Raw genomic sequence first — 17,609 nt, forward strand, 5'->3', positions numbered from 1 at the left:
CGGCCGCCACCCCGGCCGACGCATGGATCGGCCGGTTGCGGCTACTCCGTCGTCATGGCACGCACATCGACATCCGGCCCTGACGACTCCACGGCGTCGACGACCGGTCGGGAGCCCACGGCGGGCCCGGCCGACCAGGTGGAGCGACGGGCGCCGGACGGGCCGGGACAGTTGCCGAAGCGCTCCTGGCCGGCCGTGCTCAAGGGAGTGCTGCGGGAGTTCAAGGACGACGAACTCACGGACCGGGCCGCGGCACTGACGTACTACGGGGTGCTGTCGCTGTTCCCGGCACTGCTGGTGCTCGTGTCGCTCCTGGGGCTGGCGGGGAAGTCGGCGACCGACGAGGTCCTGGACAACCTCCGCAAGGTGGCGCCGGGTTCGGCCCGCGACATCATCAGCGACGCGGTGCAGCAGTTGCAGGGCCGGGGTGGCGTCGGCTCGGTCATGGCGATCGTCGGTCTCGTGCTGGCGGTGTGGTCGGCTTCCGGCTACACGGCCGCTTTCATCCGCAGCGCCAACGCGGTGTACGACATGCCCGAGGGGCGGCCGGTGTGGAAGGTGCTGCCGCTGCGCGTGGGGGTGACGGTGGTCCTTCTGGTGCTCGCGGTCGCCAGTGCGCTGGTCGTGGTGTTCACCGGCGGTCTGGCCCGTCAGGCCGGTGCCGCCCTGGGCATCGGGGACACGGCGCTGACCGTGTGGTCCATCGCGAAGTGGCCGGTGCTGGTGGTCCTGGTCACGATCATGATCGCGCTGCTCTACTGGGCGACGCCGAACGTCCGGGGGCGCGGTTTGCGGTGGATCACGCCCGGGAGCGTGCTGGCGCTGGTGATCTGGCTGATCGCCTCCGCCGGCTTCGCCTTCTACGTGGCCGGTTTCGGCTCGTACAACAAGACGTACGGGACGCTCGCCGGAGTGATCGTCTTTCTGGTGTGGCTGTGGATCAGCAACATCGCGATCCTGCTGGGCCTGGAGTTCGACGCCGAACTGGCCCGCCAACGGGCCGTGGCCGGCGGGCTGCCGCAGGACGAGGAACCCTACGTCCAGCCCCGGGACACCCGGGCCTGGAGCGAGGACGACCGGCGCGGCGCGGAGTGAGCGCGCGATCAGCGCACCGGGAAGCCGAAGGAGTACCCCTGCTCCCGCAGCCACGGCAGGACCTCGCGCAGGGCCGCCACGGTCTGTGCGCGGTCCCCGCCCGCGTCGTGGAAGAGGATCGTCGGGCCGTTGGACACCTCGTTCTCGACGGTGGTGACGATGGCGGCGGCGCCGGGCCGCTCGAAGTCCTTGGTGTCGACGTTCCAGCCCAGCGGGCGCATCCCGCGGGAGGCGGCGAGATCGCGGCTGTAGGGGGTGAAGGCGCCGCCCGGCGCCCGGTAGTACAGCGGGCGGACGCCCCCGGAGGCCTCGGTGATCATCCGTTCGGCGTCCAGGATCTGCTGCTTCTGGTAGGACTCGGGCTTGGTGTCCATGGTGGTGTCGTGCGAAACGGTGTGGTTGCACAGCCGGTGCCCGTCCGCCACCACGGCCTTGACCAGGTCCGGGTGGGCCTGGGCCTGCGTGCCCACCATGCAGAACGTCGCCTTCACATGGTTCTCCCGCAGCACCTGGAGGACCTGCGGCGTCCAGTCGGGGTCCGGACCGTCGTCGATGGTGATGTTGACGCCGCGGGCACCGTGGTCCGAGGCGTGGGCGATGTCCACCGACACCCGGGCGGGCACGGAACCCGCCGCGGAGGGGCGCGCCGAGGCGCCCGCTCCCGCCTGCCCTCCGTCCACCGGCCCGGCCTGCGCGGTCCACACCGAGGCGGCGGCGGCCACCGCCGTCACACCGACCGCCGCCGCGAGAACCCGGCCGTACCATCCCCGCCCGCCATGCCGCGCCATGTCTGCCCTGTTCGTGTCGTGTCGGCGGATCCCCTGCCCCGGTGATCCCCTGCAGCTGTCAGGACGGTGAAAAGGCGCGCCGGGATCCCTCTGTTACCGATCACGGACAATTTCGCGGAGGTTCCGGGACGCCAGGGCGTCCGAGCCCGCAACGGAACGGTGTGCGCCGCCCGTTGCGGGCTCGGTGTTCACGGGCCCAGCGGGACGCACAGCAGGGCGGCGGGGCCCGGCGTGCTGCCGAACCGGGTGGTGAAGGCGATGCCCGCGGCGTACTCGTCGGCGGCGCACTGCCCCTTGTAGCGGCCCTGGGCGAAGTCGCCGCCGGTGTCGACGGGCCGGTTGTCGGAACGGTCGAACCAGACGGTCCGTCCGGCCCGGCCCGGCGTCGTACGGGCGGGCACGCACAGCGCGGCCGACACGCGTTCCCCGCGGCGGCTGTAGCCGATCAGGAACTGCCCGGCGGGGCACTGGAGTTTGGTGTAGCCGCCGGCCCAGTCGCCGCCGGCGGGGACGTGGCGTTCGTCCGTGACGACCGTCTGCGTGTCGCCCGAGGCTCGCAGGTCGCCGGCGGTCGTGTCGGTGCACAGACCCCGGCCGCCGGTGTGGCTCAGGCCGATCAGCCGGAGGCCGTCCGGGCAGGCGGCCTTGGAGGCCCCCGGGTCCCAGTCCCCGCCGGCCCGCACCCGCCGGGACTGCACCGCGTCGCCGTGGTCGGTGGCGAGCATGCGCCGCACGGGCACCGGCGGGACGGTCCCGGTGCGGGTCGCGGACGTCATGAGGTGATCCCAGCCGGCGCCGCGCCAGTCGGCCTGGTCGAGGATGCCGGACCGTCGCCCCGTGGTGTCGTAGCGCAGCAGTGCCCAGTCGTCGTGGCCCTCCCAGCCGACCAGGGGCCAGTAGGCGAAGTCGGCGTCGTGGTCGGCGAAGTAGTCGGTGAGGTTGCCGAACCAGGTGCGGGCGGCGGCGCCGGTCTCCTGGGCGCCGATGCCGAACTCGCTGATCCACACGGGCGCGGTGTGGTGCTGTCCCTCCGTGGTGACGAAGAAGGCCTGGTCGGTGAGGACTTGGGACAGCTGGTCGCGGGTCAGGTCCTGGTAGCGCGGGTCGTGGGTCTCGCCGATCCCGGTGGCACCGCTGTGCCGGGGGCCGGTGTAGCCGTAGAAGTGGGCGGAGTAGACCAGCTTGTGCGCGTCCAGGAGGGTGTGCGAGAGCGTGCGGACGGGCGTGAGGGTGGGGCGCTCGTGCGGCAGCCCGTCCACGGGCAGACCGGTCCAGTTGATGCCCTCGACGACGATGAGGAGGTCCGGGTCGGCCTCGGTGAGGATACGGTCCGCGGCGAGCTGGGCGGCCGCGTACCAGTCGTGGTCGTCGCCGAGGCCCCAGTTGGGGTCGTCCAGTACGTCACGGCGTACCTCGTTGTAGAGGTCCGCGCCGACGACACGGGAGTCGGCGGAGTAGCGGCGGGCCATGAAGACCCAGTCGTCCGTCCACTGCCGAGTGGTCCGACCGCTGTTCCACCGTTCGTTGCCGTCCACGCCGCAGCACCAGCGGGTGGTGTTGGTGTGGTTGTTGAGGATGACCGCGAACCCGTCCCCGGTGAGGGCGGCCACGACGGCGTCGAAGACCTGAAGCGGGGTGTTGCCGCGCAGTTGCGGGTTGGCCGCGACCGCGCTGTCCGGCACCGGGGCCGTCGTGCGGATCATCTCGTTGGAGAACGGCAGCCGGATGCTGTTGATGCCGAGCCGGTGGAAGTCGGCGAGCAGGTCGGCCAGCGGGGCTCGGTCCAGGCCGAGGGGTATGCCGGACGAGTTCTGGCCGGCGTGGTGGTTGGCGGGATCGGCGGTGCTGCCGCTTCCCGACCACGAGCCCTGGGCGCCGTCCCAGTTGGCGGACTTCAGGCGGAAGCGGCGCCCTTGCGCGTCGACGATGTAGCGGCCCCGGGTGGACAGGGGCGGCTGCCAGTCCTCCGCCGCCGCCGGGGGAGCGGCCCCGGCGGCGGCGGAGGCCGCGATGGCGTCTTGGGTGGCGGCCGGGACGGCGGCGGCCGCGGTCGGTGCCGGGGTCAGCAGCGCGAGAGCCACGGCTGTTGATGTCAGGTACTTGACAATTCTGAGGGTCTGCATCCGGTCCTCTGCGGGGCGCGGTGGGGGTGGCGAGCGGCGACCGACAGCCTACGAAATCCCGGCCCGGATGTCCCGGGGGCCGCAGGAACACGCTCGCGCCGGCGCCGGGCGCACCCGCGCCGCGCCCGGCGCCGGCCTCGGGGAGGCCGGACGCCGGGGATCGGTCGGGCGGCCGGTGTCACCAGGTGTGCGCGACGTCCACCACGAGGTGGTCGGCCAGATGCAGTACCCGGAACGGCAGGCGCGCCCGGACGCCGAGCCCGAACTGCGTCACACCCTCGAAGCTTCCGGCGTACCGGGTGTCACGGAAGGTGCTGTAGCCGGTCAGGTCGACGCCCGGCAGCGGCTGCGCCACCCGTCCCGGATAGGTGGGTGTGCCGGTCTCGGGGTCGTAGGAGGGCGCGTTGACCCGCACCTCCAGGACGGCGCCGCCGCCGACGGTGATGGGGCGGCCCGAGCCGTCCTGGTAGAGCCGGGTGACGTACGCGACGGAGAAGCCGAGTTCGGCGGCGCCCGCGCCCGGGACGTCGACGACGAACCGGTCGTAACAGTCGTGGCGGCCGGTCCTGACGTTGGTCAGCGGTGTCGCCGTGCCGGCGGAGTACGTCTTGGCCAGGCTGCCCCAGCCGGTGGCGCAGGCGGCGGCGGCCCGGGTGGCCGTGACCGGGGCGGCGGTGGCCGGGACCGCGGCCACACCCAGCGTGGTGGCCAGCAGGGCGGCGGTGACCCAGAGGGTTCTGTTTCGCACCATGATCTCCCCCGAAGGACGTGTGTGGTGATGTGTGTCGGATAAAAACAGAGACAGCCGGAATGCCCCGAAGGTTGCACTGTTCTCCGTCCCGATGTGACGCCGGTGTGCCAGACGGCCTCCTGCGGTCGCCGACGATCACCAGCCGGTCAGCAACAGGTGGTTGAGCAGCAGGGCCAGGGCGGCCTGGGCGGCCAGCCAGGCACGCGGGCGGGTGAGGAACGCGCAGGCCGGGAGGAGCCACACGGCGAAGGGGAGCCAGATGCGTTCGGTCTCGGCCTTGCTCATGCCGGACAGGTCGGCGACGAGCAGGGCGAGCAGGGCGGCGGCCACGAGGAGGGCGAGGCGGGCGTCCGCGCCCGAGCGGCGCGGGCCGTCCGGTCCCGGCGCGAGGAGCCGGCCGCGGTGACCCAGGCGGCTGTGGTGGCCGAGGCGGGAGCGGTGGCCGAGGCGGTGGCGTTGGCGGAGGAGTGTCGCGCCGGTCCGCCGTAGACCGGCCGCCGTCGCCAGACCCGTGATCAGGACCGTGCAGGCGAGGTCGGCCCACATCCAGTAGCCGTAGGGGCGGACACCGCCCGCGCCCTGGTGGTAGCGGGTGACCAGCAGCCGGTACGCCTCCCACCAGTCGAATCCGGCGAGGGTGAACACCGCCGGCACGACGGCCGCCCCGGCGAGCAGCAGGACCAGCAGGTCGGGCCGCTCCCGCACCCGCCCCCGGCCGAGCAGCAGCACCGCCGCGCCGATGAGCGCGAACAGCGTGAGGCCGTAGGAGAGATAGCAGGTCAGGCCGAAGAGCAGCCCCGAGCCCAGCGCCCCGCTCCGGACCCGTCGTCCCGTGACCGCGAGGGCCAGCAGCGCCACGGACCACGCGGCGACCGCCGCGAAGTACGCGTCGGCCGACGTCCCCATCCACACCGCGGCCGGAGCCAGCACCAGGAAGGGCGCCGCCCGCCGCGCGAGCCCCTCGCCGGCCAGCGCCCGCACCGCCACCAGCACGGCCGCACAGGCCGTCGCGCCGACGACGATGCACCACATGCCGGCCCAGCCCCCGCCCCGCAGCCCGATCCGGTCGAGCAGGACGAAGGTCAGCGTGGCCGCCGGGGGATGACCGGCGACATGCGCGGGCCAGTTGTCGGGGGACTCCAGAAGGATGTGCCCGGTGAAGTCGCGCAGTGTCGCCGGGACGTCGTGGAAACGGTCGACGACCTGGAGGTACTCATGGCGGGTGGTGAGCCGGCCGGCCACGCCCCGCCGCCAGCCGTCGATCAGGGCGAGGGAGAGGATCCAGGCCGTGCTCGTACCCCAGGCCGCAACGAGCAGGGCCCGCCAGGGCAGGCGGGCGGCCAGGGCGGGACCGTATCCCACCGTCGCGGCCGCCAGCGCGACGGCCGCCGGCGTGCCCGGCCCCGCATGGGGGCCCCAACTGGCGAGCAGCGGTGGCCAGTCGACCCGGAGGGTGTGCCGCGTGTGCTGGATGTGGTGGCCGATCAGCACGGCCGCCGTCACGAGCAGGACGGCGGCGCCCGCCGCGTACAGATCACGGCGGAGGTCGTGGCGGAGGTCGCGGGTGATGCCACCGGAGCGCGGGGCTCGCGGCTCGGCGGAGCGCAGGGTGCGGGTCACATCGGCACGCTAGGCCGAGCGGCGGGCCAGGAGCCGCCGTCCGGGCCGGACGTCAGCGTTTCGTCATGGGTCGTGCGCCCTTTCCCGGGGGTGCCGCGGCCTACGGTCGGGACATGCGAGACGACTCACGGCTCCCCACCTCCCCCGGCTTCTGGCGCAGCCCGCTGCGCGGCCCCTGGTTCACCTCGGTGCTCGGCCTGGTGCTGCTCGTCGGCATCACGGTGCTGTTCGTGACGGGCCTGGTCTCGTACGCCGCCTACAACCCGGACCTCTCGCCGGTGAACGACAAGACCCCGGACAAGGGGATTCTCGGCTCCTACCTGTTCGCCTGGCCGACCGGCCCGCACTGGCTGTACCGGGTCACCCAGAGCGTCCACGTCACCCTCGGCATCACCCTGATCCCCGTCCTGCTGGCCAAGCTGTGGTCGGTGGTGCCGAAACTGTTCACGCTGCCGCCCGCCCGCTCCCTCGCCCACGCGCTCGAACGGATCTCCCTGCTGCTGCTGGTCGGCGGCGGGCTGTTCGAGTTCGTCACCGGCGTCCTCAACGTCCAGCTGGACTACGTCTTCCCCGGCTCCTTCTACCCCCTGCACTTCTACGGCGCGTGGGTCTTCTTCGCCGCGTTCGTCGCCCACGCCGTCCTGAAGGCCCCGGCGGCCGTACGCAATCTGCGCCGCCTGCGGGAGGAGGCGGAGCCGGTCTCGTCGCGGACGCCCGCGTCCTCGCGCGATTTGGTCTCCCCGCGCCCGGATCCCGCCACCGTCTCCCGGCGCGGAGCGCTGTGGTTCGTCGGGGGCGGCTCGCTGCTGCTGTTCGCCACGACGGCCGGCCAGAGCTTCGACGCGCTGCGGGGCACGGCCCTGCTCGCTCCGCACGGCGGAGCCGATCCGGGCAGCGGTCCGAACGGCTTCCAGATCAACAAGACGGCCGCGTACGCCGGGATCGACGCGGCGCGGACGGACGAGGACGCCTGGCGCCTCGTCGTCACGGGGCGCACCGGCACCCTTCGTCTCAGCCGCGACCGGCTTCGTGGACTCCCGCTGCACAGTTCGGCGTTGCCCATCGCATGCGTCGAGGGCTGGTCGACCTCGGACCAGTGGTGGCGGGGCGTACGGCTGCGGGACCTGGCCGCGCTCGTCGGCTACGACGACGACCCGCCGGACGTCTTCGTCGAGTCCCTCCAGCAACACGGCGCCTTCCGCCACGCGGCCCTGCGCGCCAACCAGGTCGCCGACCCGCGCTCCCTGCTCGCCCTGTACGTCAACGGCGAGCCGCTGAGCCCCGACCACGGCTACCCGGCGCGCGTCATCGTGCCCGCCGCGCCCGGCGTGCTCAACACCAAGTGGGTGGCCCGGATGACGTTCGGAGAGACGCGATGACGCCCGTGCGACGACGGCCGGTGATCGGCAGTCCCTTCCAGATCCTTCTGCTCGCCTGCTCGTTCGCGCTCGCCGCCTACGCGGGCGTACGTCTTCTCGCCGACGACTGGTTCGGCGTCGTGCTGTGGTGGGTGGGGGCGGCGCTGCTGCACGACCTCGTGCTGCTGCCCCTGTACGCCGTGGCCGACCGGGCTGTCGTCCAGGGGTTCGGCGCGACCGGTCACCGGCGGTGGGCGATGTACGTCCGGGTGCCGGCCGCGTTCTCCGGGCTGCTGCTGCTCGTGTGGTTCCCGCTGATCAGCGGGAGGGTGGACCTTCGTTACCGGTCGGCCACCGGCCGCTCGGCGGACGGGTTCCTCGCCCACTGGCTGCTGATCACCGCGGTGCTCTTCGGCGGCTCGGCGCTGCTGCTCGCGCTGCGACTGCGCAGGGCGACGAAGCAGCGGTCGCCGGCCGTCCACTGACCGGCCGTCCGCCAGTCCTCGCGGCCCGCGTACCGCGCCAGGGCGGCCGTACCGAGCCGCGCCCAGGGGAACGCCCGGCCGGTGCCGCCCGCCCCTGGCCGGTCGACGACCTCGACCTCGGCCCGCTCGTCCACGTCCACCGGTGCCGTCTCGGCGATCAGCAGGCCGCCCGGGACGAGCAGGGCGGCCGCCCGGCGCAGCAGGGCGAGCGGGTCGCCGCCGATGCCGACATTGCCGTCGATGAGCAGCACGGTTCCCCAGCGCCCCTCGCCCGGCAACAGGTCGAAGACCGATCGCCGCAGCGCCTGTCCGCCCAGCTCCAGGGTGTGGGCGACGGCGGCCTCGGTGACGTCGATGCCCAGCACGGTCCGGCCCCGGGCGGCGAGTTCGGCCACCAGCCGGCCGGGGCCGCAGCCCACGTCCAGCACGGCTCCCTCGCACCGGTCCAGGATCGCCAGATCGGCCGGGTCGGCGCGGGCGCACCACCGCTCCACCTCCAGCGGCAGCAGCCAGCCGTCGGCGCGCCGCAGGAACAGCGGGCCCCGGCCGGTGCGCAGTGCGGCGCTGTACGGGTCGGCGGCGGCCCAGTCGGCGACGGCCCCCGCGGCTCCCGGGGCCCCCGCGGCCCCTGTACCTCCCGCGACTCCCGCGACCCCTGCACGTCCCGCGCCCCCCGCGGCATCCGCCACGCCGCCGTCGGCGGGGCCGGCCCCGGTCCCGGCCCCGGCCCCGGCTCCGGTTCCGGCGAGGTCGTACGCGGTGCTCATCGGCTCACCGCCGCCGCGCACTCGGAGAGGCGGGCGGCGAACCGGCCGTGCGGGACGAGCGCGGCTACGGCCGCCGCGTCCGGGGCGGTGTCCACGTCCCGCAGACACGGCAGGTCGCGCACCCGCAGCCCCGCGCCGACGAGCCGCGCCCGCTGCACGGCCCCCGTCCAGGGCGTCGACATGGGCACGCCCCGCAAGAGACCGGGATCGGGCTCCGCGAGCCCCAGGGCCCAGAAGCCGCCGTCCCGAGCCGGGCCGAAGTACACGTCACAGCCGTCGAAGTCGGCGGTCAGCAGCTCCGGCGTCACCTGCGGCGTGTCCATCCCGATGAGGAGGGCCGGCCCGTCGCACCGGGAGAAGGCGTCCGCGAGCCGTTCGTCGAGTCCGCCCGCGCACTGCGGCACGACGTCGAATCCGGGCGGCAGCCAGGGCCCGGGGGCGCCGTCCAGCACCAGGACGCGGCGGGACGCGGGCGTGGCCGCCACCGCCCGCAGGGTGTCGGACAGAGCCGCCTCCGCGAGCGCCGCCGCCTCCTGCGGGGTGAACGGCGGGGTGAGCCGGGTCTTCACCCGCCCCGGCAGCGGTTCCTTGGCGATGACGAGCAGAGTGGTCACCGTGCGGCCCCTTCGCGCGCCGGAACGCCGTTCAGGACGCGGCTCATGTCCCGGACGGCCTGCCAGGTGCCACGCCAGGTGCCCGTCACCTTCGAGACGCCCGTACGGGGCAGGTAGGGGACGTCGTGCTCGGCGATCCGCCAGTCCGCGTCGGCCGCGCGCACCACCATCTCCAGCGGGTAGCCGCTGCGCCGGTCGGTGAGGCCGAGGGCGAGCAGCGGCTCCCGGCGGGCGGCCCGCAGCGGGCCGAGATCGTGCAGGCGCAGTCCGGTGCGGCGGCGCAGCAGCCGGGCGAGCGCGAGATTGCCGGCCCGGGCGTGCGCGGGCCAGGCGCCCCGGCCCTGCGGCCGGCGGCGGCCGAGCACCAGATCGGCCGTGCCGGCGCGGACCTCGTGGACGAACGGCACGAGCAGCGTCGGGTCGAGGGAGGCGTCGCAGTCGCAGAAGCAGACGACATCGGCGGTGGCCGCGGTCAGCCCGGCGTGGCAGGCGGCGCCGAAGCCCCGGCGGGGCTCGTGGACGACTCTCGCGCCGAGTGCGCGGGCGATCTCCGCCGAGCCGTCGGTGGAGCCGTTGTCGACGACGACGGCCCGCCAGCCGCTCGGCACGCGGGCGAGCACCCAGGGCAGTGCCTCGGCCTCGTTGAGGCAGGGGAGCACGACATCTACTTCTACGTCCGTTACTTCTACGTCCGTGGTCACGGTCCTCACCCTACGAACGCGAATAGGACGAAACGGGCTTCGGCTCCTTACGAAACGCGGACGTCCGGCCGCCGGGGCGCCCGCGGCGCGGCAGGGAACGGGGCGCGGTGCGAGGCTGGGCGCATGCAGCAGCACGAGCCCCCACCCCCTTCGCCGGGATCGGCCCGGGTCCTGGTCGTGGACGACGACCCCACGGTCTCGGAGGTCGTCGCCGGGTACCTGGACCGGGCCGGCTATGTCGTCGACCGGGCCGACGACGGCCCGACCGCGCTGACCCGGGCCGCGGCGCACTGGCCCGACCTGGTGGTGCTGGACCTGATGCTGCCCGGCATGGACGGTCTCGAGGTGTGCCGCCGGATGCGCGGGCACGGGCCCGTGCCGGTCATCATGCTGACCGCGCGCGGCGACGAGGACGACCGCATCCTCGGCCTGGAGGTCGGCGCCGACGACTACGTCACCAAACCCTTCAGTCCCCGCGAACTCGTGCTGCGGGTCGAGTCGGTGCTGCGCCGCAGCCGGCCCGCCACCGGTGCGCGGGTGCTGACCGCGGCCGGCCTGACCCTCGATCCCGGCGCCCGCCGCGCCACCAAGGACGGCACCGAACTCGCCCTCACACTGCGCGAGTTCGACCTGCTCGCGTTCTTTCTGCGGCATCCCGGGCGGGCGTTCGGCCGGGAGGACCTGATGCACGAGGTGTGGGGCTGGGAGTTCGGCGACCTGTCCACCGTGACCGTCCATGTGCGCCGGCTGCGCGGCAAGGTCGAGGACGACCCGGCCCGGCCGCAGCTGATCCGTACGGTGTGGGGCGTGGGCTACCGCTTCGAACCCGGACCCGGCCGAGAGGGGGAGTGACCGTGCGCGACACCCTGCTGATCGCCCTGTTCGCCTTCCTCGGCGCCCTGCTCGCCGGACTGCTCGGCGCGGGCGCGCTGTGGCTGCTGCGCCGCCGTTCGTTCACCGCGTCGCTCACGGTGGTGGCGGCCGTCGCCGTGACCGCGATGCTGGCGGGCACGCTGGCCGTGGCGCAGGCGATGTTCCTGTCCGGGCACGACCTGAGCGTCGTGACGACCGTGGTGGCGATGGCCGCGGTGGTCTCCCTGGCCACCGCCCTTCTGCTCGGCCGCTGGGTGGTCGCCCGCAGCCGTGAACTCACCCGTGCCGCCCGCTCGTTCGGCGACGGCGGCGCCTTCACCGCCCCCGACGGCCCGACCACCGCCGAACTGGACGCGCTGAGCCGTGAGCTGGCGGCGACCAGCGGGAAGCTCGCCGAGTCCCGGGACCGCGAACGCGCGCTGGAGACGTCCCGACGCGAACTCGTCGCCTGGATCTCGCACGACCTGCGCACTCCGCTGGCCGGGCTGCGCGCGATGTCGGAGGCGCTGGAGGACGGTGTCGCGGCCGACCCCGCCCGCTATCTGCGGCAGATCCGCACCGAGGTGGAACGGCTCAACGACATGGTGGGCGACCTGTTCGAGCTCTCCCGCATACACGCCGGGGCGCTCGCGCTCTCCACCTCCCGCATGTCCGTGTACGACCTGGTCGGCGACGCTCTCGCCGGCGCCGACCCGCTGGCCCGCGAACACGGCGTGCGGCTCGTCGGCGGCCGTGTCGAGCCCCTTCCGGTCGAGGTGGACGGCAAGGAGATGAGCCGGGTGCTCGGGAATCTGCTCGTCAACGCCATCCGGCGCACGCCCGCCGACGGCACGGTCGCCGTCGCCGCCGAGCGCTCGCCCGCCGGGGTCGTGCTCTCCGTCACCGACGGCTGCGGCGGCATCCCCGAGGAGGATCTGCCGCGGGTCTTCGACACCGGGTGGCGCGGGACGCACGCCCGGACGCCGCCGGCCGGGGCGGGGCTGGGGCTCGCCATCGTGCGGGGGATCGTGGAGGCCCACCAGGGGTGGGCCACGGTACGCAACATCCCGGGCGGCTGCCGTTTCGAGGTGACCCTGCCGACGGCCCCCTGAGGGCCGACGGCCTCCGCCCCGGCCCGCTCACTCCCCGCGCAGTCCGGCGCGTGCGAACTCCCGCATCCCCTCCTGGAACCCGACCCGGGGCTTCCAGCCCAGCTCGGCCCGCAGCCGGGCGGAGTCCGCCGTGATGTGGCGGACGTCGCCCAGCCGGTACTCACCGGTGACGACCGGCTGGGGTCCGCCGTACGCGGCGGCCAGGGTCCGCGCCATCTCGCCGACCGTGTGCGGCTCCCCGCTGCCGGTGTTGTACGCCGTCAGCGCGCCCTGGGGCGGGTCGGCGTCCAGCGCGGCCAGGTTGGCGGCGGCCACGTCCCTCACGTGCACGAAGTCCCGCCGCTGCCGCCCGTCCTCGAAGACGCGCGGGGCCTCGCCCCGGGCCAGCGCCGAGCGGAAGAAGGAGGCGACGCCGGCGTACGGGGTGTCACGGGGCATCCGGGGCCCGTACACGTTGTGGTAGCGCAGCGACACCGCCGTCCCGCCCGTCGACCTGGCCCAGGCGGCGGCCAGGTGCTCCTGGGCCAGCTTGGTCGTGGCGTACACGTTGCGCGGGTCGGCGGGGGCGTCCTCGGCGACGAGCCCGGGGGCGAGAGCCAGGCCGCACCGCGGGCACGGCGGCTCGAACCGTCCCGCGTCCAGATCGGCGACGGCCCGTGGCCGCGGCCGCACCACCCCGTGCTCCCGGCACGCGTAGCGCCCCTCCCCGTACACGACCATCGACCCGGCCAGCACGAGCCGCCCGACGCCCGCCCCGGCCATGGCGGCGAGCAGGACGGCCGTGCCGAGGTCGTTGCGCGACACGTATTCCGCCGCGTCGGCGACCCCGTCGCCGAGCCCGACCATCGCCGCCTGGTGGCAGACGGCGTCGACGCCGCCGAGGGCGCGGGCGACGGCCGCGGGGTCGCGCACGTCGGCGGCGGGGTCCTGGCGGACGTCGTACACGAGCGCCTCGTGCCCGCGCGCACGCAGGGCGTCGACGACATGGGACCCGATGAAGCCGGCACCGCCGGTGACCAGTACACGCATACGGCCACGCTAGGGCCGTGGCCGGGCCGTGCCCCGTGACCCGCCCGGCACGTCATCACTCCGTAAGACGCAGTACCGCGCGTCGGACCGGGACGCGGCGGGCTCTCCGAGAGACGCTTCGCACGCCTTCAGCAAGGGAGACCGTCATGGCAGCCTCGCCCGCCTCCGGCGACACGTACCGCTTCACCGACCTCAGCGCCCTGTTCGTCAACTGCACCCTCAAACCGTCCCCGCAGCTCAGCCACACCCAGGGCCTGGTCGACAAGAGCCGGGCCGTCATGGACGCGCACGGGGTGAGCACCGACGAGATCCGGGCCGTCGACCACGACATCGCCCCCGGTGTCTACCCGGACATGACCGCACACGGATTCGCCACCGACGCCTGGCCGGCCCTCTACGAGCGGGTGATGGCGGCCGACATCCTGGTGCTGGCCGGGCCGATCTGGCTCGGCGACAACAGCTCCGTGACCAAGAAGGTCGTCGAGCGCCTGTACAGCTGCTCCGGCCTGCTCAACCCGCAGGGCCAGTACGCCTTCTACGGCCGGGTCGGCGGCTGTCTGATCACCGGCAACGAGGACGGCGTGAAGCACTGCGCGATGAACCTCCTCTACAGCCTCCAGCATCTCGGCTACACGATCCCGCCCCAGGCGGACGCCGGCTGGATCGGTCCCGCGGGTCCCGGTCCGTCGTACCTGGATCCCGGCTCGGGCGGTCCGGAGAACGACTTCACCAACCGCAACACGACCTTCATGACGTGGAACCTGATGCATCTCGCGGCCCTGCTCAAGCGCAACGGCGGCGTCCCCGCCCACGGCAACCAGCGCTCGGAGTGGGACGCGGGCTGCCGCTTCGACGCGCCCAACCCCGACTACCGCTGACGTCCGACGCGTGGTTCACCGGCATCGAGACCCCGGTGAACGCTGCCGGATTCCGGCAGTGCGCGGGCCCGTGCCGGTCGCCCATCATGACTCGCGGGGAGCACTACGGAGGGTTCCGGTGCCCGGCGGCAACGGCTGCCGGGCACCGGAACCCGGAGGTCAGACCGCCGCGGTCGGCCCGCGCCGGGTCAGCCTCGCCACGACGAGTCCCAGGACCAGGACCGCGGGCACGGTCAGCTGGAGCCAGACGGACGTGGTCGCGTCGCCGCCGATGAGGGTGGTGAAGTTCTCGATGATGAGCCAGATCGCGCCGGCGATGCCGAGCGCGCCCAGGATCGGTGCGACCAGTGTGTTCCAGGGCCGGGTGTCGGCACGTGAGCGGCGGAAGAAGACGATCACGGAGACCGACGTCAGGAAGTAGAGGAGCATGATCCCGAGGACGGCGACCCCGCTGAACCACGAGAAGAGGGTCAGCACCGGGTCCTTCCCCAGCAGCGCGAACGGCATGACCAGGGCCACCGAGATCACCGTCTGGACGATGCCGGCCGCCCAGGGGGAGTGGCGGCTGTTCAGCCCGGTGAGGCGGTGCGGCAGCAGGCCTTCGCGGCCCAGGGAGAACAGATAGCGGTTTGCGGAGTTGTGGAACGCCAGGATGCCGGCGAACAGCGAGGTGGCCAGCAGGACCGGCAGCACGTCGCCGGTCCACGCGCCGAACTGCGCCGCGATGGGGGCGAAGACGAAGGTCGTGGCATCGCCGGACTCCAGCGCCTTGCCCGCCTCGGCCGTCGCCGCGGACGCGCCGTGCGCGGAGACCAGCATCCAGGAGGTGAAGGCGAAGAAGCAGGTGATCACCGCGACCGACAGGTAGGTGGCGCGGGGCACCGTCTTGCGCGGCTCCCGGGCCTCCTCGCCGTAGATGGCGGTGGCCTCGAAGCCGAACATCGACGCCACCGCGAACATCAGGGCCACGCCGGGAGCACCCTGGAGGGCGGCGTGCGGCGAGAAGCTGTCGCCGAAGCCGAGGCCCTCGGGGCCGCCGCCCTTGAAGAGGGTCACCAGGGCGAAGACGATCAGGACGCTGAACTCGGCCAGGACGAACACGGCCAGCACCTTGGCGCCCATCTCGATCCCGGCGGCGCCGAGGACCTGGACGACCACCATGGTGACCAGCGTCCAGATCCACCACGCGATGTGCACGTCGGTGTAGTGCTGGACCAGTCCGCTCACCGTCGCTCCGTAGAGCCCGTACATGGCGGCCTGGATCGCGCAGTAGGCGAAGAGGGCGACACCGGCGCTGCCGGAACCGGCCGAACGGCCCAGTCCCTTGCCGATGTACGTGTAGAAGGCGCCGGCGTCCACCACATGGCGGCCCATGGCGACGAAGCCGATGGAGAACAGCAGGACCACGACGCCGGCCGCGAGATACGCGGCGGGGGCGCCGGTCCCGTTGCCGATCGCGATGGCGATGGGGACGGCCCCGGCGATGCCGGTCAGCGGCGCCTGGGCGGAAAGGACGAAGAAGAGGATGCCCAGGACGCCGAGCGAATCGGGTTTGAGCCTGCCTGCCATGGATGAATCGTGCGCGGTGTGCGATGCGACCGCCGTCTGACTGTCCACTCGGATCACCTGTCGGGGGACGGGGAGGATGGGGATTTTGATTTGAAGCCAAACGAGTTGCCTCATGGTGGGTTCGAACTATCCGTTTGGCAAGGGGGTGCGACCGGAAATTTCCGCCCCGCCGCCCGTCTTTTGCACAGCCGTGACTCCGGTGCCGGCACGCCCTGTCACCCGGCCCGGCGGCGCGGGGCGCGGGACGGCGAAAGGCCCCGGACGCGATGACGTCCAGGGCCCGGGAACCCGAAGGCCGGACGGTCAGGCGGGAGCCTTTCCGGCGGCATCGCCGTCGGCCGCGAGGAGCCTCAGCAGGGAGCGCAGCTCCTCCAGGGCCGCGTCCGTGACCCCGGGCTCGCCCAGCACCAGCTGATGCAGCACCAGACCCTCCAGCGCCGCGAAGACCAGCCGCGTCAGCGCCGTGTCCGCACCCGCCGGCAGCATCCGGCCCAGCTCGCGCCGGGTGGCGTCGAAGTACTCGTCGTACAGTGCGCGGATCTGCGGGAGCAGCTCCGGCCTGCGGCGCGCCTCGAGCAGCAGCTCGTACTGGAAGGCCTGGGTGTCCGGGTCCGCCGTGACCATGTCGGACAGCCCGGTCGAGAAGTCCGCGACCTTGCCGGTGCCCGGTTCGAGGGCGCTGATGCTCAGCGAGGTGCGGATGGTGTGCGCGAGCGCCTCCTCGATCAGGGCGTCACGCGAGCCGAAGTGGTGCACGACCAGACCGTGGGTGACCCCGGCCTCCTGCGCGACGGCCCGGTAGGTCAGCTTGCGCAGTCCGCCCCGGGCCACCACCCGCACGGCCGCCTTCAGCAGGGCCTCACGTCCCTCGCCGTAGTGCAGACGCCGGCGCGGCTGTCGGCTCTCGGGGGCGTCGTCTGCGGAATCGGCCATGGCGGTGACCCTACCCGGGCCCGTTCGGACGGCCGCTTCGAGCCGTCGGCGGTGCTTCTCCGGCGGCATCAGCGCCGGGGCGGACGGATGCCGCGGAACTCCCAGTCGCCGCCGAGTGCGGTGGAAAGCACCTCCTCGGACTCGGTGGGCTGCGCCCCGACGTCGGCGCGGACCGGGGTCGGGCCGGTCACGACGTGGTTGGTGAGCCGGCCGAGGCCCTCGACCTCGACCTCGACGACGTCCCCGGGCCGGACGGGACGCGAGTTGGCCGGGGTGCCCGACAGCAGGACGTCACCGGGGTACAGGGTGATCGTCCGCGCGATGTCGGCGACGAGGTAGTGCATGTCCCACTGCATCTCGTCGGTCGAACCGTCCTGCACGACCCGGCCGTTGACGTACGTCCGCAGGCGCTTGCCGCGGAAGTCCCAGTCGGTGACCAGGCCGGGGCCGAGCGGGCACAGGGTGTCGGAGCCCTTCACCCGGAGCATGGACCCGGCGTCCGTGTCGCGGAAGTCGTGCAGCCCGTAGTCGTTGGCGATCGTGTAGCCGGCGATGTACTCGCCCGCCTCGGCCGGGGAGATGTTGCGTGCCGTCCTGCCGATGACGATGGCGACCTCGCCCTCGTAGTTGAGCCACTTGCACCCGTCGGGGCGGACGACGGCGCCCTTGTGGGAGTTCAGGGAGGAGGTCGGCTTGTGGAAGTAGGTCGGGGTGGCCGGGAGGTCGATCCCGAACTCCTCGACCCGGCTGCGGTGGTTGAGGTGGACGGCGATCACCTTGGAGGGAACGACCGGGGGCAGGTGCAGCGCCTCGTCGATCTTGACGCGGCGGCCGTCCCCGGCGGCGAGTTCGTCCCCGTCGACGGTGACCTGGACGGCGGCGCCGTCCAGGAGGATGCGGCGGTACTCGGGAGAAGCGGCCATGGCGGGCCTTC

At 73.4% G+C, this 17,609-nt stretch carries 16 protein-coding genes; 5 read left to right on the forward strand and 11 right to left on the reverse strand.

Going from position 1 to position 17,609, the window contains the following annotated elements:
- Positions 1-54: 54 nt before the first annotated feature.
- Positions 55-1,095 carry a YihY/virulence factor BrkB family protein gene (locus ABT070_RS30175; protein ID WP_351765117.1) on the forward strand — a complete coding sequence of 347 codons (1,041 nt, stop codon included), beginning with the start codon at positions 55-57 and terminating at the stop codon, positions 1,093-1,095.
- 8 nt (positions 1,096-1,103) lie between these two features.
- Here ABT070_RS30175 and ABT070_RS30180 read toward each other — a convergent pair whose 3' ends face one another.
- The 4 genes from ABT070_RS30180 to ABT070_RS30195 form a co-directional block, all read right to left on the reverse strand.
- Entirely contained in the window at positions 1,104-1,883 is a 780-nt protein-coding gene (locus tag ABT070_RS30180) for a polysaccharide deacetylase family protein (protein ID WP_351765118.1), read from the reverse strand.
- A gap of 188 nt (positions 1,884-2,071) precedes the next feature.
- On the reverse strand, positions 2,072-4,006 hold the full coding sequence (locus ABT070_RS30185; RefSeq protein ID WP_351765120.1) for a glycoside hydrolase family 5 protein: 1,935 nt from the start codon (positions 4,004-4,006) through the stop codon (positions 2,072-2,074).
- A 178-nt stretch (positions 4,007-4,184) separates the two neighbouring features.
- Positions 4,185-4,757, reverse strand: coding sequence for an AMIN-like domain-containing (lipo)protein (locus tag ABT070_RS30190; protein WP_351765122.1), 573 nt, complete (start codon positions 4,755-4,757; stop codon positions 4,185-4,187).
- A 135-nt stretch (positions 4,758-4,892) separates the two neighbouring features.
- Entirely contained in the window at positions 4,893-6,377 is a 1,485-nt protein-coding gene (locus ABT070_RS30195; RefSeq protein WP_451101879.1) for a hypothetical protein, read from the reverse strand.
- A 113-nt stretch (positions 6,378-6,490) separates the two neighbouring features.
- Here ABT070_RS30195 and ABT070_RS30200 point away from each other — a divergent pair, with 113 nt between their 5' ends.
- Positions 6,491-7,756 (forward strand): molybdopterin-dependent oxidoreductase, encoded by a 1,266-nt coding sequence (locus tag ABT070_RS30200; RefSeq protein WP_351765124.1) that lies wholly within the window; start codon positions 6,491-6,493, stop codon positions 7,754-7,756.
- A 319-nt stretch (positions 7,757-8,075) separates the two neighbouring features.
- Here the strand turns inward: ABT070_RS30200 and ABT070_RS30205 are convergent, their stop codons facing one another.
- Genes ABT070_RS30205 through ABT070_RS30215 form a run of 3 tightly spaced genes read right to left on the reverse strand, consistent with a single transcriptional unit; the run spans position 8,076 to position 10,302 of the window.
- Positions 8,076-8,987, reverse strand: a complete 912-nt coding sequence (locus ABT070_RS30205) for a class I SAM-dependent methyltransferase (protein WP_351765126.1) — start codon at positions 8,985-8,987, stop codon at positions 8,076-8,078.
- On the reverse strand, positions 8,984-9,601 hold the full coding sequence (locus tag ABT070_RS30210; RefSeq protein ID WP_351765128.1) for a TIGR04282 family arsenosugar biosynthesis glycosyltransferase: 618 nt from the start codon (positions 9,599-9,601) through the stop codon (positions 8,984-8,986). The genes ABT070_RS30205 and ABT070_RS30210 overlap by 4 nt, the downstream gene beginning before the upstream one ends.
- Positions 9,598-10,302, reverse strand: coding sequence for a glycosyltransferase family 2 protein (locus ABT070_RS30215; protein ID WP_351765129.1), 705 nt, complete (start codon positions 10,300-10,302; stop codon positions 9,598-9,600). The genes ABT070_RS30210 and ABT070_RS30215 overlap by 4 nt, the downstream gene beginning before the upstream one ends.
- A 123-nt stretch (positions 10,303-10,425) precedes the next feature.
- On the opposite strand from ABT070_RS30215, the gene ABT070_RS30220 reads away from it, so the two are divergent.
- Together ABT070_RS30220 and ABT070_RS30225 are read left to right on the forward strand one after the other, a co-directional pair.
- A complete protein-coding gene (locus ABT070_RS30220) occupies positions 10,426-11,154 on the forward strand; it encodes a response regulator transcription factor (protein WP_351765131.1) in 729 nt (242 codons plus the stop codon).
- 2 nt (positions 11,155-11,156) lie between these two features.
- Positions 11,157-12,266, forward strand: coding sequence for a sensor histidine kinase (locus ABT070_RS30225; RefSeq protein ID WP_351765133.1), 1,110 nt, complete (start codon positions 11,157-11,159; stop codon positions 12,264-12,266).
- Positions 12,267-12,293: 27 nt separating this feature from the next.
- Here the strand turns inward: ABT070_RS30225 and ABT070_RS30230 are convergent, their stop codons facing one another.
- Entirely contained in the window at positions 12,294-13,295 is a 1,002-nt protein-coding gene (locus tag ABT070_RS30230) for an NAD-dependent epimerase/dehydratase family protein (protein WP_351765135.1), read from the reverse strand.
- 146 nt (positions 13,296-13,441) lie between these two features.
- Between ABT070_RS30230 and ABT070_RS30235 the strand changes: the two genes are divergently transcribed.
- Positions 13,442-14,173 carry a flavodoxin family protein gene (locus ABT070_RS30235; RefSeq protein ID WP_351765137.1) on the forward strand — a complete coding sequence of 244 codons (732 nt, stop codon included), beginning with the start codon at positions 13,442-13,444 and terminating at the stop codon, positions 14,171-14,173.
- A 159-nt stretch (positions 14,174-14,332) separates the two neighbouring features.
- Here ABT070_RS30235 and ABT070_RS30240 read toward each other — a convergent pair whose 3' ends face one another.
- From ABT070_RS30240 to ABT070_RS30250, 3 genes are all read right to left on the reverse strand, one after another.
- Positions 14,333-15,790, reverse strand: a complete 1,458-nt coding sequence (locus tag ABT070_RS30240; protein ID WP_351765139.1) for an APC family permease — start codon at positions 15,788-15,790, stop codon at positions 14,333-14,335.
- Positions 15,791-16,045: 255 nt separating this feature from the next.
- Positions 16,046-16,675, reverse strand: a complete 630-nt coding sequence (locus ABT070_RS30245) for a TetR/AcrR family transcriptional regulator (RefSeq protein ID WP_351765140.1) — start codon at positions 16,673-16,675, stop codon at positions 16,046-16,048.
- 68 nt (positions 16,676-16,743) lie between these two features.
- Positions 16,744-17,598, reverse strand: a complete 855-nt coding sequence (locus ABT070_RS30250) for a fumarylacetoacetate hydrolase family protein (RefSeq protein WP_351765142.1) — start codon at positions 17,596-17,598, stop codon at positions 16,744-16,746.
- Between the last annotated feature and the right edge of the window lie 11 nt (positions 17,599-17,609).

This window comes from Streptomyces sp. NPDC002884 (genome assembly GCF_040295245.1).
GTDB lineage: Bacteria > Actinomycetota > Actinomycetes > Streptomycetales > Streptomycetaceae > Streptomyces.